Source organism: Streptomyces sp. Rer75, assembly GCF_013414305.1.
Classification (GTDB): Bacteria; Actinomycetota; Actinomycetes; order Streptomycetales; family Streptomycetaceae; genus Streptomyces; species Streptomyces himastatinicus.
The window spans coordinates 6,951,622-6,964,949 of sequence record NZ_CP058693.1 but is presented as its reverse complement, the minus strand read 5'-3'; the positions used below and the strand labels follow the sequence as shown (position 1 = coordinate 6,964,949).

General features: G+C 70.5%; 12 protein-coding genes and 5 tRNA genes. 4 read left to right on the top strand and 13 right to left on the bottom strand.

The window, feature by feature from the left end; genetic code table 11:
• The first annotated feature begins 53 nt into the window (after positions 1–53).
• Positions 54–257: a hypothetical protein gene (locus HYQ63_RS30040; RefSeq protein WP_179936970.1), complete on the top strand. Its 204-nt coding sequence runs from the start codon at positions 54–56 to the stop codon at positions 255–257.
• Between the two features lie 99 nt (positions 258–356).
• Here HYQ63_RS30040 and HYQ63_RS30035 read toward each other — a convergent pair whose 3' ends face one another.
• The 4 genes from HYQ63_RS30035 to leuC form a co-directional block, all read right to left on the bottom strand.
• Positions 357–941, bottom strand: coding sequence for an HU family DNA-binding protein (locus tag HYQ63_RS30035; protein ID WP_179936969.1), 585 nt, complete (start codon positions 939–941; stop codon positions 357–359).
• A 125-nt stretch (positions 942–1,066) separates the two neighbouring features.
• Entirely contained in the window at positions 1,067–1,312 is a 246-nt protein-coding gene (locus tag HYQ63_RS30030; RefSeq protein ID WP_179936968.1) for a hypothetical protein, read from the bottom strand.
• Positions 1,313–1,436: 124 nt separating this feature from the next.
• Positions 1,437–2,030 carry a 3-isopropylmalate dehydratase small subunit gene (leuD, locus tag HYQ63_RS30025; protein WP_179936967.1) on the bottom strand — a complete coding sequence of 198 codons (594 nt, stop codon included), beginning with the start codon at positions 2,028–2,030 and terminating at the stop codon, positions 1,437–1,439.
• A gap of 6 nt (positions 2,031–2,036) precedes the next feature.
• Positions 2,037–3,467: a 3-isopropylmalate dehydratase large subunit gene (gene leuC, locus HYQ63_RS30020; protein WP_179936966.1), complete on the bottom strand. Its 1,431-nt coding sequence runs from the start codon at positions 3,465–3,467 to the stop codon at positions 2,037–2,039.
• A gap of 143 nt (positions 3,468–3,610) precedes the next feature.
• Here leuC and ndgR point away from each other — a divergent pair, with 143 nt between their 5' ends.
• Positions 3,611–4,327 carry an IclR family transcriptional regulator NdgR gene (ndgR, locus tag HYQ63_RS30015; RefSeq protein WP_055547339.1) on the top strand — a complete coding sequence of 239 codons (717 nt, stop codon included), beginning with the start codon at positions 3,611–3,613 and terminating at the stop codon, positions 4,325–4,327.
• Positions 4,328–4,367: 40 nt separating this feature from the next.
• Here the strand turns inward: ndgR and HYQ63_RS30010 are convergent, their stop codons facing one another.
• Positions 4,368–4,859 carry a DUF4188 domain-containing protein gene (locus HYQ63_RS30010; protein ID WP_179936965.1) on the bottom strand — a complete coding sequence of 164 codons (492 nt, stop codon included), beginning with the start codon at positions 4,857–4,859 and terminating at the stop codon, positions 4,368–4,370.
• Between the two features lie 120 nt (positions 4,860–4,979).
• Between HYQ63_RS30010 and HYQ63_RS30005 the strand changes: the two genes are divergently transcribed.
• On the top strand, positions 4,980–5,642 hold the full coding sequence (locus tag HYQ63_RS30005) for a MerR family transcriptional regulator (RefSeq protein WP_179936964.1): 663 nt from the start codon (positions 4,980–4,982) through the stop codon (positions 5,640–5,642).
• A 45-nt stretch (positions 5,643–5,687) separates the two neighbouring features.
• Here HYQ63_RS30005 and HYQ63_RS30000 read toward each other — a convergent pair.
• The 8 genes from HYQ63_RS30000 to HYQ63_RS29965 form a co-directional block, all read right to left on the bottom strand.
• Positions 5,688–5,760: transfer RNA gene (locus tag HYQ63_RS30000), tRNA-Glu, on the bottom strand.
• Between the two features lie 27 nt (positions 5,761–5,787).
• Positions 5,788–5,859 (bottom strand) — tRNA-Gln (locus HYQ63_RS29995).
• Positions 5,860–5,872: 13 nt separating this feature from the next.
• Positions 5,873–5,945: transfer RNA gene (locus HYQ63_RS29990), tRNA-Glu, on the bottom strand.
• A 32-nt stretch (positions 5,946–5,977) separates the two neighbouring features.
• Positions 5,978–6,050: transfer RNA gene (locus HYQ63_RS29985), tRNA-Glu, on the bottom strand.
• A gap of 50 nt (positions 6,051–6,100) precedes the next feature.
• Positions 6,101–6,172 (bottom strand) — tRNA-Gln (locus HYQ63_RS29980).
• Positions 6,173–6,339: 167 nt separating this feature from the next.
• The gene (gltX, locus tag HYQ63_RS29975; protein ID WP_179936963.1) at positions 6,340–7,836 is read right to left on the bottom strand and encodes a glutamate--tRNA ligase; all 1,497 of its coding nucleotides are present in this window, start codon (positions 7,834–7,836) and stop codon (positions 6,340–6,342) included.
• Complete coding sequence (locus tag HYQ63_RS29970; RefSeq protein WP_179936962.1) at positions 7,829–8,620, bottom strand: fumarylacetoacetate hydrolase family protein; 792 nt, start codon at positions 8,618–8,620, stop codon at positions 7,829–7,831. The genes gltX and HYQ63_RS29970 overlap by 8 nt, the downstream gene beginning before the upstream one ends.
• Before the next feature lie 93 nt (positions 8,621–8,713).
• Positions 8,714–8,893: a hypothetical protein gene (locus HYQ63_RS29965; protein WP_179936961.1), complete on the bottom strand. Its 180-nt coding sequence runs from the start codon at positions 8,891–8,893 to the stop codon at positions 8,714–8,716.
• Positions 8,894–9,488: 595 nt separating this feature from the next.
• Between HYQ63_RS29965 and HYQ63_RS29960 the strand changes: the two genes are divergently transcribed.
• Positions 9,489–13,328: a nitrate- and nitrite sensing domain-containing protein gene (locus HYQ63_RS29960; protein ID WP_179936960.1), complete on the top strand. Its 3,840-nt coding sequence runs from the start codon at positions 9,489–9,491 to the stop codon at positions 13,326–13,328.

Here is a 13,328-nt window from a genome sequence, read left to right as displayed (position 1 = left end):
CCCGGCGGGTGCCCGGCGGGAGGAGCGGCGGTGGCGCGCACTAGGGTGGCGGTATGCAGGGAACGGCCTACACCTACGACCCCGACGCCCGTACCGGCAGTGTGCTGCTCGACGACGGCACGCCCCTGCCCTTCGACGCGGCGGCCTTCGACGCCGGGGGGCTGCGGATGCTGCGGCCCGGGCAGCGGGTGCGGATCGAGGTGGCGGGCGAGGGCGACGACCGGCGCGTCGTCTTCATCACCCTCCAGACGTTCTGAAAGCCCCGGGCGGTGGCTCCGGGCCCGTGACGCACCGCGGGCCGGGCTCCCTCGGGGAGCCCGGCCCGGCGCGTGAACGGTGCCGCTGAGCGGCGACGACTAGCGCTTCCTGGCGGTGGTCTTCTTGGCGGGGGCCTTGCGCGCGGTGGTCTTGCGCGCCGGGGCCTTCTTCGCGGCGGCCTTCTTGGCGGTCGTCTTCTTCGCCGGAGCCGCCTTCTTGGCCGCGGCCTTCTTCGCGGGCGCCTTCTTCGCGGGCGCCTTCTTCGCGGCTGCCTTCTTGGCGGTCACCTTCTTCGCCGGAGCCGCCTTCTTGGCTGTGGCCTTCTTGGCCGCGGCCTTCTTCGCGGCGACCTGGAGGCTGCCCTTGGGGGCCTTCTTCACGGCCACCTCGCCGCCCCGCGGCAGCTTCTTCGAACCGCTCACCAGGTCCTTGAAGCCCTGACCCGCGCGGAAACGGGGCACGGAGGTCTTCTTGACCCGGACCCGCTCCCCGGTCTGCGGGTTACGGGCGTACCGGGCAGGCCGTTCCACCTTCTCGAACGAACCGAAACCGGTGACCGAAACTCGATCCCCGCCGACCACTGCGCGGACGATGGCGTCCAGTACCGCGTCGACCGCGTCGGCGGCCTGCTGTCGTCCGCCGACCTTGTCGGCAATCGCTTCTACGAGCTGCGCCTTGTTCACGTCTTCCCCTTCGGAGACATTGCTGGAACGAATGTGTTCAAGCTTTTTCGCACGTTAGGCAGATATATACCGCAAATCAAACACGAAACGGGCTAATCACCCTTGTGCCGCAACGCACTCGGTCGTCACGGACTTCGGTAGGAGTCGGGATCTTCGGGGAAACGCCCCTCGTCGAGGTCGTTCATCAACCGCTCCAGACGCCTTGCCGCGTCTGCGAGATCGTGTTTTGACGCTGCCGTGATCACCAGCAGCTTCCGGGACAGCGCCATCCGTACGCCCTCCGGGACTTGCAGTGTGCGCACCCTTGTGTGCGCTTCCTTGAGCCGGGCGGCGACAAGACCGTAGAGCTCGAGTTGGCCGTCGCGTTCCATGCACTGATTGTGCCATCTGAGGCGAGTTGTCGCTTCACGGGGCCTCAACATGACGATGCGCCGCCAGTCCGAGGACTGGCGGCGCATCATGCCAAACCCGCTCTGTGCAGGGGAAACCGGGGGCTCAGACCACCGTCGTGCTGGGCTTGAAGGAGGGGCGACGACCCTCGTACGCGACGATGTCGGCCTCCTCCCTGAGGGTGAGGCTGATGTCGTCCAGCCCCTCCAGAAGTCGCCACCGGGCGTTCTCGTCAAGCTCAAAATCAGCCGTGATTCCCTCGGCTCGAACCTGCCGGTCGACGAGGTCCACGGTGACCTCCGCGGCGGGGTCCGCCTCGACCAGCTTCCACAGCCGGTCCACGGTCTCCTGCGGCAGGACGACGGTCAGCAACCCGTTCTTGAGGGAGTTGCCGCGGAAGATGTCGGCGAAGCGCGAGGAGATCACGGCCTTGAAGCCGTAGTTCTGGAGCGCCCACACCGCGTGCTCGCGCGAGGAGCCGGTGCCGAAGTCGGGGCCGGCCACCAGAACCGTCCCGCCCTTGTGCTCGGGCTGGTTGAGCACGAACTCCGGGTCCTTGCGCCAGGCCTCGAACAGCCCGTCCTCGAAACCGTCGCGGGTGACCTTCTTGAGCCAGTGCGCCGGGATGATCTGGTCCGTGTCGACGTTGCTGCGGCGCAGCGGAACGGCCCGGCCGGTGTGCGTGGTGAATGCTTCCATGGCTGCTCAGACCCCCACGGGAACGGTGACGTCGGCGTCGGACAGGTCGGCGGGCGAGGCCAGGTGACCGAGCACCGCGGTGGCGGCGGCGACCTGCGGCGAGACCAGGTGGGTACGGCCGCCCTTGCCCTGCCTGCCCTCGAAGTTGCGGTTGGAGGTGGACGCCGAGCGCTCACCCGGCGCGAGCTGGTCGGGGTTCATGCCCAGACACATCGAGCAGCCCGCGTGCCGCCACTCGGCGCCGGCCTGGGTGAACACCTTGTCCAGACCCTCCTCCACGGCCTGGAGCGCGACCCGCACCGAGCCCGGGACCACCAGCATCCGCACCCCGTCGGCCACCGAACGGCCGTACAGGATCGAGGCGGCGGAGCGCAGGTCCTCGATGCGGCCGTTGGTGCAGGAGCCGACGAAGACGGTGTCCACCTTGATCTCGCGCAGCGGCTGACCGGCCGTCAGACCCATGTACTCCAGGGCCTTCTCGGCGGCGTACTTCTCGCTGGCGTCCTCGAAGGTGGACGGGTCCGGCACCGACTCCGACAGCGGCGCGCCCTGACCGGGGTTGGTGCCCCAGGTGACGAACGGGGCCAGCTCCGAGGCGTCGATGACGACCTCGCGGTCGAACACCGCGTCGTCGTCGCTGCGCAGCGTGCGCCAGTACTCGACGGCCGCGTCCCAGTCCTCGCCCTGCGGGGCGTGCGGGCGGCCCTGGAGGTACGCGAAGGTGGTCTCGTCCGGGGCGATCATGCCTGCCCGGGCGCCCGCCTCGATGGACATGTTGCACACGGTCATCCGGGCCTCCATCGAGAGCTTCTCGATGGCGGAGCCGCGGTACTCGATCACGAAGCCCTGGCCGCCGCCGGTGCCGATGCGGGCGATGATCGCCAGGATCAGGTCCTTGGCGGTGACGGTCTCGGGCAGCTCGCCCTCGACGGTGACGGCCATGGTCTTGAACGGCGCGAGCGGCAGCGTCTGGGTGGCCAGCACGTGCTCGACCTGGCTGGTGCCGATGCCGAACGCGAGCGCGCCGAAGGCGCCGTGGGTGGAGGTGTGGCTGTCACCGCAGACGACGGTGGTGCCGGGCTGGGTCAGTCCCAGCTGCGGTCCCACTACGTGGACGACGCCCTGCTCGACGTCGCCGAGCGGGTGCAGACGCACCCCGAACTCCGCGCAGTTCTTGCGCAGCGTCTCCAACTGGGTGCGGGAGACGGGGTCCGCGATCGGCTTGTCGATGTCGAGGGTCGGGGTGTTGTGGTCCTCGGTCGCGATGGTGAGATCGGTACGGCGCACCTGGCGTCCGGCCTTGCGGAGGCCGTCGAACGCCTGCGGGCTGGTCACCTCGTGCAGCAGGTGCAGATCGATGAAGAGGAGGTCCGGCTCGCCATCGGCGTGCCGGACGACATGGTCGTCCCAGACCTTCTCCGCGAGTGTCCGTCCCATCGCTTTCCCTCCGGCCGGCCACTTCACCGGCCCAACTCGTGTCGAGTGCGTGCCCTGGCCTGCGGGCCCGCCACTTACCAGAGTGGCGGGTATCCCGAAAAATTGAACTTGCGTTTCACAGTGTGAGACGCGAGTATCGTTTCATGGACAACTCTAGCGGCGTCGGCGTTCTCGACAAGGCGGCTCTGGTATTGAGCGCTCTGGAGTCCGGCCCGGCCACCCTCGCGGGGCTGGTCGGGGCCACCGGTCTCGCGCGCCCCACGGCGCACCGACTCGCGGTAGCACTCGAGCACCACCGGATGGTGGCGCGTGACATGCAAGGCCGCTTCATTCTGGGCCCGCGCCTGGCCGAGCTGGCCGCGGCGGCGGGCGAGGACCGGCTGCTCGCCACGGCCGGACCGGTCCTCACCCACCTCAGGGACGTGACCGGGGAGAGCGCGCAGCTCTACCGGCGCCAGGGCGACATGCGCATCTGCGTCGCGGCGGCCGAGCGGCTGTCCGGACTCCGGGACACCGTGCCGGTCGGCTCCACCCTCCCCATGAAGGCGGGCTCGGCGGCCCAGATCCTGATGGCCTGGGAAGAGCCGGAGCGGCTGCACCGGGGCCTCCAGGGCGCCCGTTTCACCGCGACGGCGCTGTCCGGCGTACGGCGGCGGGGCTGGGCCCAGTCGATCGGCGAGCGGGAGCCGGGCGTCGCGTCCGTGTCCGCCCCGGTGCGCGGCCCGTCCAACCGCGTGGTCGCCGCCGTCTCGGTCTCCGGACCGATCGAGCGGCTGACCCGCCACCCGGGCCGCATGCACGCCCAGGCCGTCATCGACGCGGCCGCCCGCCTCTCCGACGCGCTGCGCCGGGGAAATTGATCACGGCGTTACGGCGCCCGGCTCCCCCGGCGCCGCTCCCCTACGCACCCTTCAGCGACAACCGGTCGGCCGCGCGCTCGCCGCGGCGGCCGACCGGAACGACCCCGGTGGCCTTGCCCAGCCCGAACGCCGGCATGTCGTAGTAGATCGCCTCGTGCGCACCGGCCGGCACGGCGTACGTCTCGTGCCAGATGCCGACCTTCCCCCGGCCCTCCCGGGCCCGCCGGTTGAACGCGGCCCACGCCGGGCGGTGCTCCTTGTCCTGCGCCGAGGCGTACGCCAGGAGCTTCTCGTGCGAGTCCCAGTACTGGACGACGTACAGCACCCGCGGCGGGCCGACCAGCAGCTGGTAGCCCAGCAGCCCGCTCTCCTTGTCCCGCGACAGCTCGCGCAGCATCCGTGGCATGGCCTTGAACACCGGCAGCCAGCTGCGCAGCGCGCGGAAGCGGTTGACGCGCATCCCGATGAGGAAGACGGTCACCTCGCCCTCCCCCTCGGCGGTCATACGGCCTTCGATCACATCGGCACCCATGGTGATCCCCTCGTTCCGACGTCACGACATACTGGATAGTGAAGCTATCCAATGATTGGATAGTGGCACTCTCCATACGGGAACGCAAGGGAAAAGCGGCAAGAGGAAGGTGCACGAGGCATGCGACTGGCGGAGCTGAGCGAGCGCAGCGGGGTGTCCACCGCGACGATCAAGTACTACCTGCGCGAAGGGCTGCTGCCGCCCGGCGAGCGCCTCACCGCCACCAAGGCCGAGTACGGGGAGGAGCATCTGCGCAGGCTGCGGCTGGTGCGGGCGCTGATCCAGGTCGGGCGGATGCCGGTGGCCACCGCGCGCGAGGTGCTGAAGGCCGCCGAGGACGAGTCGCTGAGCCAGCATCTCCGACTGGGGGCCGCGGTCTGGGCACTGCCGCACGACCCGGAGCCCCGTGGAGGCATTGAGGGGGCTGCGGGCGCCCCGGAGACGGTCCGGGCGCGGGAGGAGGCGAACGCCCTGCTGGACCAGCTCGACTGGACCCACGGCCGGGACACCCGCGACGACTCCCCCGCCTACCGGATGCTGGTGGAGGCCATCGCGTCGCTGGCCCGCCTCGGATACCCGCATGACACCGGCCACTTGCTGCCGTACGCCCGGCTGGCGTCCGAACTGGCCGTCCACGAACTGGATGTGGTGGAGACGTACGACACGTCCAGCGAGCAGATCGAGGCGTCCGTCGCGCTGACCGTGCTGTACGAGCCGGTACTGCTGAGCCTGCGGCGGCTCGCCCAGGCCCAGGAGTCCGCCCGCCGCTTCGACCAGGCGTAATACGAAAAGGCCCTCCGCGTCACCGCGGAGGGCCTTTCCTGTCTGTACCCCCGACCGGATTCGAACCGGCGCTACCGCCTTGAGAGGGCGGCGTGCTAGGCCGCTACACAACGGGGGCCTGAATCAGCACACATCCTGTACTGCGCTGGGCTACCAGGACTCGAACCTAGACTAAATGAACCAGAATCACTCGTGCTGCCAATTACACCATAGCCCATGGTATAGACCAGTACCCCCGACCGGATTCGAACCGGCGCTACCGCCTTGAGAGGGCGGCGTGCTAGGCCGCTACACAACGGGGGCCCTAGCGATCTCCGTCGTTACTCGGAGATCCGTACCCCCGACCGGATTCGAACCGGCGCTACTGCCTTGAGAGGGCAGCGTGCTAGGCCGCTACACAACGGGGGCTTGGTACTGCTTGATCAAGAGATTCACGAAGAAATCGAGAAGATCTCTTGCTGGGGTACCAGGACTCGAACCTAGACTAAGTGAACCAGAATCACTCGTGCTGCCAATTACACCATACCCCACCAAAACGCCACCCCTGTCGGGGTTTTGTCTGGCTTGCGCCCCGGTCCGGCCTTTCGGCCCGCCCGGGCGGCGCAGGAAGAACATTACCCGATGGTGGACGGGCCACCAAAACGGATTGCCGGGGCGGTGGCGCCGCGTGCCGGGCACGCGGCGCCCCTCCGGCCCGTCAGGCCGACGGCGCCGACAGCTTCGCCAGCGCGGCGTCGATGCGGGCCAGCGTGCGCTCGCGCCCCAGGACCTCCAGGGACTCGAACAGCGGCAGGCCGACCGTGCGGCCGGTGACGGCGACGCGGACCGGGGCCTGCGCCTTGCCCAGCTTGAGACCGTGCTCCTCACCTGCGGCGAGGACGGCCTCCTTGAGGGGCTCGGCCTTCCAGTCCGCCTCGGCGATCTTCGTGCGGGCGGTGGCGAGCAGGGCCTCCGCACCGGGCTTCATGGCCTTCGTCCACGACGCCTCGTCCTCCACCGGCTCGTCCAGGAAGAGGAAGTCGACGTTGGCGGTGATGTCGGACAGCACCGTCAGCCGGGTCTGGGCGAGCGGGGCCAGCGCCTCGAAGGCGGCCGCGTCGAAGCGGTCCGGGGACCAGGGCGCGTGCGGGGCCCGGAGCCAGGGGCCGCACGCCTCGATGAAGGTCTTGACGTCCAGCTGCCGGATGTGGTCCGCGTTGATCGCCTCGGCCTTCTTGAGGTCGAAGCGCGCCGGGTTGGCGTTGACACCCGAGATGTCGAACGCGGCGACCATCTCCTCCAGGGAGAAGACGTCCCGGTCGGCCGAGAGCGACCAGCCCAGCAGGGACAGGTAGTTGAGCAGTCCCTCGGGGAGGAAACCGCGCTCCCGGTAGAGGTTCAGCGACGACTGGGGGTCGCGCTTGGACAGCTTCTTGTTGCCCTCGCCCATGACGTACGGGAGATGACCGAAGGCGGGCACCTGGCCGCCGCCCACGCCGATCTCGGCGAGCGCCCGGTAGAGCGCGATCTGGCGCGGGGTGGAGGACAGCAGGTCCTCGCCGCGCAGCACGTGCGTGATCTCCATCAGCGCGTCGTCGACGGGGTTGACGAGCGTGTAGAGGGGGGCGCCGTTGGCGCGCACGATGCCGTAGTCCGGAACGTTGTCCGGGGTGAAGGTCAGCTCGCCGCGCACCAGGTCGGTGAAGGTGATCGGCTCGTCGGGCATCCGGAAGCGGACGATCGACGCGCGGCCCTCGGCCTCATGCGCCGCGATCTGCTCGGGGTTAAGCGTGCGGCAGGTGCCGTCGTAGCCGGAGGGGCGGCCGGCCTTGCGGGCGGCCTCGCGGCGCTCCTCCAGCTCCTCGGCCGTGCAGTAGCAGCGGTAGGCGTGACCGGCGTCCAGCAGCTTGGCCGCGACGTCGGCGTAGAGATCCATGCGCTCCGACTGGCGGTAGGGCGCGTGCGGCCCGCCGATCTCGGGGCCCTCGTCCCAGTCGAAGCCCAGCCAGCGCATGGCGTCCAGCAGCTGCGCGTACGACTCCTCGGAGTCGCGCGCGGCGTCGGTGTCCTCGATGCGGAAGACCAGGGTGCCGCCGTGGTGGCGGGCGAACGCCCAGTTGAAGAGGGCGGTGCGGACCAGGCCCACATGGGGGTTGCCGGTCGGCGAGGGACAGAAACGAACCCGCACGGGGGCGGGGGAGCTTGCGCTAGCCACGCTTGATCACCTTGTTGGTGAGAGTGCCGATGCCTTCGATGGTGACGGCGACCTCGTCGCCGACGGTGAGGGGGCCGACGCCCGCGGGGGTGCCGGTGAGCACGACGTCGCCGGGGAGCAGCGTCATCGCCTCGGTGATGTGCACGATCAGGTCCTCGATCGAGCGGACCATCTCGCTGGTGCGGCCCAGCTGCCGCTGTTCGCCGTTGACGGTGCACATGACCCCGAGGTCGGCGGCCCGCTCCAGGTCGATGTCGGTCTCCACCCAGGGGCCCAGCGGGCAGGAGGCGTCGAAGCCCTTCGCCCGTCCCCACTGCTTCTCACGCCGCTGCGCGTCGCGCGCGGTGATGTCGTTGCCGCAGGTGTAGCCGAGGATGACGTCGGCCACGCGCTCGCGCGGGACCTCGCGGCACATCCGACCGATGACCACGGCCAGCTCGGCCTCGTGGTGCACCTCGGAGGAGAAGGAGGGGTACGCGATGGGGTCGCCGGGGCCGATCACCGAGGTGGACGGCTTGAAGAAGACGACCGGGACGTCGGGGACCTCGTTGTCGAGTTCGGTGGCGTGCTCGGCGTAGTTGCGGCCGATCCCGATGACCTTGTTGGGCAGGACGGGCGGCAGCAGCCGGACCTTGCTGAGGGGGATCTTCTGCCCCGAGCGCTCGAATTCGGCGAAGGGGTGTCCCTTGATGATGTCGACGACGGGGCCGCCCTGATCGGACGGCTCGCCCTCGACCACTCCGAAGGCGACGTTGCCATCGATGGAGAATCTGGCGATGCGCACGGGAAGCTGGTGCCCCTTAACTGGACTCGCTGGAGACTGACGCTCCAGGCTATCGCCCCGCCTCCCGCGCGCCGCCGGGTCGGCTCGCCCGCCTCAGTGGCCGGGGGCCTCGGTCAGCACGGTGCGCCGGGGGTTGGCGGTCTGGGTGGGCAGTTCGACGGAGTGCTCCGGCTGCTCGCCGGTCTCGGTCCGCAGTTCCTCGGCGTCCTCGAGATGGGCCAGGGTGGTGCGCCGGGGGTTGGCTATCGTGCGGAACATCATCGTCGTCTTCACTGGGTTTACGCCTCGCGTTGTTGTCGTATCGACCGGTTGTGTAAAGCGTCAGGCTAGGGGCGGCCGTTCCCATGGAATCGCAGAAAAAGTCTCGACCGGCATGTGATTTTGCTCACGAATGATCGGGCAAATGCCGCATTCACGGCACACAATGCGCGCCCCGAAACGGACATTGCACCCCCGAACCAGACGTTCCGCTCTTGATCATCGCTAGCCGGACACGCCGTGGCCACGATCGACTCGTTCACAAAAGTCCGTTATCGAAGACATGACTTTCTACGTCCGGTAATAACGCCCGCACTGAGCGTCACGCGCGTCACAGCCTTACCGCTTGCCCTTGTTGCAGCATCCGGCACTGTGCTGGAATTCCCGGGACCGCCGTGGGAACTAGCCGGCGCGCATGGGGGCGCAAGACGGAGGCGCCGAGCGGCGGGGGCTCCTCTAGTCGATATACGAAAGGAAGCGCGCCGGTCACTCACGACCGAATTGGGGGGCCGCGGTCCCCCTCGACTCGACACCGCTTCACCGCTGACCCGGTGGAGCGCCTGGTCCAGAGGTTGCGACGCTAGTGCAGGGACGTTTCAAGAGGGATGGTATGGGGTCTCCCCAGGCCCGCCAGGGCCGCGGGGAAACTTCGGCGGACCCGGAGCCGCGCGGTGGGACCGACCGCGGTTCCTCGCCCCAGCGTGCCCAGGGTGGCGGCCGGCCCCCGGCCGACCAGGGCCCCGAGACCGGCGCCCAGGGCGCTACGAAGACCAGCGCGCCCAGCGGTGGCGGCGGCGCGGCCGAGTCCACGACAGCGTCGGCGCCCAGCGGGCCCGGCGCCCGGATGGCCCTCAAGAACTGGCGGATCAGTACCAGGCTGGTGTCCCTGCTGGCGCTCCCCGTGGTCGCCGCGACCACGCTGGGGGCGCTCCGTATCGACACCTCGCTGGACAACATCCAGCAGCTCGACCAGATGAAGCTGCTCACCGACATGACGCAGCAGGCCACCCAGCTGTCGAACGCGCTCCAGGCGGAGCGGGACAAGTCGGCGGGGCCGCTGGCGAGCAAGGGCAACGAGAAGGACGACGGCGTCGTCTCCACGCGCGAGGACACCAACCGCGCGATCGCGGCCTTCCGCAAGGCCACCGACAACGTCGAGCCCGGCGACCAGTCGATGGCCGGTGTGCAGTCGACGCTGGTCAACATCGACCGCCAGCTCGGCAAGATCAACGATATCCGTGACACGGCGTACGGCAACAGCCAGTACTACTCGCTGACGGTCCAGGACTACAACGAGCTGATCAACTCCCTGCTGTCGCTGTCGCAGGACATGGCGCAGGCCACCAGCAACCGCGCGATGATCAACAACACCCGCGCGCTCGCCACCTTCTCCTCCGCCAAGGAGTACGCCTCCATCCAGCGCGCGCTCATCAGCGCCGCCCTCGCCGACCCCAAGGGCGCCGAGTTCTCCGCCAACGACAGCCGGTTCGCCAGGACCGCGGTCGACAAGGAGAACGAGGCCCTGGGCAGCTTCAAGCAGATCCGCCAGGGCAACTCCGAGGACTTGCTGGAGCCGCTGGACAGCCGCCCGGACATCAAGGCGGCGACCATGTACGCCGACCGGGCGGTGCGCGACCCGGACGGCCTCAAGGCCGAGAAGCGCACCTACCTGGACTGGTACGACCAGGACAGTATCAAGATCGACGAGATGGGCAAGATCGAGCAGACGCTGCTCAGCGAGATGACGCAGAAGTCTCGTGAGCTGCGCGACTCCGCCCAGCAGGACGCGATCCTCAACGGTGCGCTGATCCTTCTCGTCCTCGGTGTCTCGCTGGTCGGCGCGTTCGTGGTGGCCCGGTCCATGGTGCGCTCGCTGCGCCGGCTCCAGGACACCGCGCAGGACGTCGCCGAGAAGCGGCTGCCCGAGCTGGTCAAGCAGCTGTCCGAGTCCGACCCGCAGGACGTGGACACCTCCGTCGAGTCCGTCGGTGTGCACAGCCGGGACGAGATCGGCAAGGTGGCCGCGGCCTTCGACGACGTGCACCGCGAGGCGGTCCGGCTGGCCGCCGAACAGGCGCTGCTGCGGGGCAACGTCAACGCGATGTTCACCAACCTCTCGCGCCGCAGCCAGGGCCTCATCCAGCGTCAGCTCTCGCTCATCTCCGAGCTGGAGAGCCGCGAGGCCGACCCGGACCAGCTGTCCTCGCTGTTCAAGCTCGACCACCTCGCGACCCGCATGCGCCGTAACGGCGAGAACCTGCTGGTCCTCGCGGGCGAGGAGCCCGGCCGCCGCTGGACCCGGCCGGTCCCGCTGGTGGACGTGCTCCGCGCGGCCGCCTCCGAGGTGGAGCAGTACGAGCGCATCGAACTCAGCTCGGTCCCGGCGACCGAGGTCGCGGGCCGGGTCGTCAACGACCTCGTGCACCTGCTCGCCGAGCTGCTGGAGAACGCCACCTCCTTCTCCTCGCCGCAGACCAAGGTCAAGGTCACCGGCCACGCGCTGCCCGACGGGCGGGTGCTGGTCGAGATCCATGACACCGGTATCGGGCTCTCGCCGGAGGACCTGGCCGCGATCAACGAGCGGCTGGCCTCGCCGCCCACGGTCGACGTGTCGGTGTCCCGGCGCATGGGCCTGTTCGTGGTCGGCCGGCTGTCGCTGCGTCACGGCATCCGCATCCAGCTCCGGCCGTCCGACTCGGGCGGTACGACGGCGCTGGTCATGCTGCCGGTGGACGTCGCCCAGGGCGGCCGCAAGCCGACGCCGCAGGGCGCCGGGGGCAAGTCCGGCGGGCCCGGCGGCCAGGGTGGTCCGGGCGGCCAGGGCGGGCCGGGCAACGGCTCGGCGGGGCTGCTCGGTTCTGCGCCCTCGCGGCGGCAGGTCCCCGGCGCGGGGCCGCGCACCGCGCTGCCCGGCAACGGCGGCCTTCCGACCCGCCCGGCCGGTGCCGGTGCCGGTGCGGGTGCGGGTGCCGGATCGGGTCCTTCCGGCGGCGCCCCCTCCAGCCCGAACCTCTTCGAGGCGCCCGGGCGGTCGGCTCAGCGGAACGAACCCCCGGCCGGGCCCGGCAGCGGTGCCGGTTCCTCCTCGGACCGTCCCCCGCTGCCCACGCGCGGCGACCAGGGTCCGACGGTCGCCCCGCCGACCGGTGCGCCCGGCCGTGCCGACTCCGGCGACCAGGGCAACCGTCCGCAGCTGCCGTCGCGCGACCCGGCACGTGAGCTTCCCGGCCCGCAGCAGGCGCCCGGCACCAGCTGGGGTGCGCGCCCCCAGGACGACTGGGCGGCGGGACCGGCGGGACGGCGGGACGCGGGCGACCGGCCGCGCGGGCACGAGGAGCCCGACACCACGGACCAGTTCGCCCGCCCGGACCTCGGCTCCGCCCCGGGCGAGCGCCGCGACCCGTTCGGCAACCGCGGCCCCGGCGACACCGGTGAGCTGCCCCAGCTGAGCGACGGCCCCAACCTGTTCGAGCCGCGCCGCGGACCGGGCGACACGGGCGAGTTCCAGCGACCGGACTTCGGCCGCGGGCCGGGGGACACCGGTGAGTTCCAGCGCCCCGACGTCGGCCGCGGACCCGGTGACACCGGCGAGTTCGCCGTACCCGGTCAGGAGGGCCGCGGTCCGGGCGACACCGCGCAGTTCAACCGCCCCGACTACGGGCGCGGGCCCGGCGACACCGGCGAGTTCGCCCGGCCGGAGCTGGGCCAGGGGCCCGGCGACACCGGGGAGTTCCCGCAGGTGCGGGACGACCGGAACGAGCGCGGCGGCCGCCAGACGGACGACGCCCTGCCGCCCGCCGGTCCCGGCGACGGCCGGACGCCGATATTCGACACCATCGAATCCACCTGGCTCCACCCCCAGGCCGAGCCCTCGGGCGGCCAGGGCGACGGCGGGCGGTACCCCGCCGAGCCGCCCGCCCAGGCTCCCGAGCCGCCCGCGCCCGGGCAGCCCGCCTCGGCCGTGCCGCCCGCCCGGGGCCGCGAACCGCAGCAGCCGTCCTGGAACACCGGTGAGTACGACACCGCCGGGTCGGGCGGAACCGCGGCAGGCGGAACCGGCGGCATGGGCGACACCAACGGAGCCCAGCGCGGCGGCGGCACCAACGGCGCCGGTTTCCACGGGCTGAGCGGTGGTCCGGGATCCACGTGGCAGTCGTCGGCCAACGACGAGCGCTGGCGGCGCGCGGGGCAGATCCGCGAGCCCGCCGCCGGCGGTATCACGGCGTCCGGCTTGCCACGGCGCGTGCCCCGCGCCAATCTCGTGGAGGGTGCCGCGCAGCCGTCACAGCAGCCCGAGCAGGTGGGGCCCCAGGTGTCTCGCGCGCCCGACGATGTACGCGGGAGGCTGACCAACCTCCGCCGGGGGATTCAGCAGGGTCGTCGGGCCGGAACCGGCCTCGACGGCAATCACGATCGCGGCGTAGGCCCGACTTACCAGCAGGAGCGTTAG

Coding starts and splice junctions, on each gene's coding strand:
- HYQ63_RS30030 (WP_179936968.1), bottom strand. CDS start 1,312: ATGGAACGCGACGGCCAACTCGAGCTCTACGGTCTTGTCGCCGCCCGG.
- leuC (WP_179936966.1), bottom strand. CDS start 3,467: ATGGGACGGACACTCGCGGAGAAGGTCTGGGACGACCATGTCGTCCGG.
- HYQ63_RS30010 (WP_179936965.1), bottom strand. CDS start 4,859: ATGGGTGCCGATGTGATCGAAGGCCGTATGACCGCCGAGGGGGAGGGC.
- leuD (WP_179936967.1), bottom strand. CDS start 2,030: ATGGAAGCATTCACCACGCACACCGGCCGGGCCGTTCCGCTGCGCCGC.
- HYQ63_RS30005 (WP_179936964.1), top strand. CDS start 4,980: ATGCGACTGGCGGAGCTGAGCGAGCGCAGCGGGGTGTCCACCGCGACG.
- HYQ63_RS30040 (WP_179936970.1), top strand. CDS start 54: ATGCAGGGAACGGCCTACACCTACGACCCCGACGCCCGTACCGGCAGT.
- HYQ63_RS29960 (WP_179936960.1), top strand. CDS start 9,489: ATGGGGTCTCCCCAGGCCCGCCAGGGCCGCGGGGAAACTTCGGCGGAC.
- ndgR (WP_055547339.1), top strand. CDS start 3,611: ATGGACAACTCTAGCGGCGTCGGCGTTCTCGACAAGGCGGCTCTGGTA.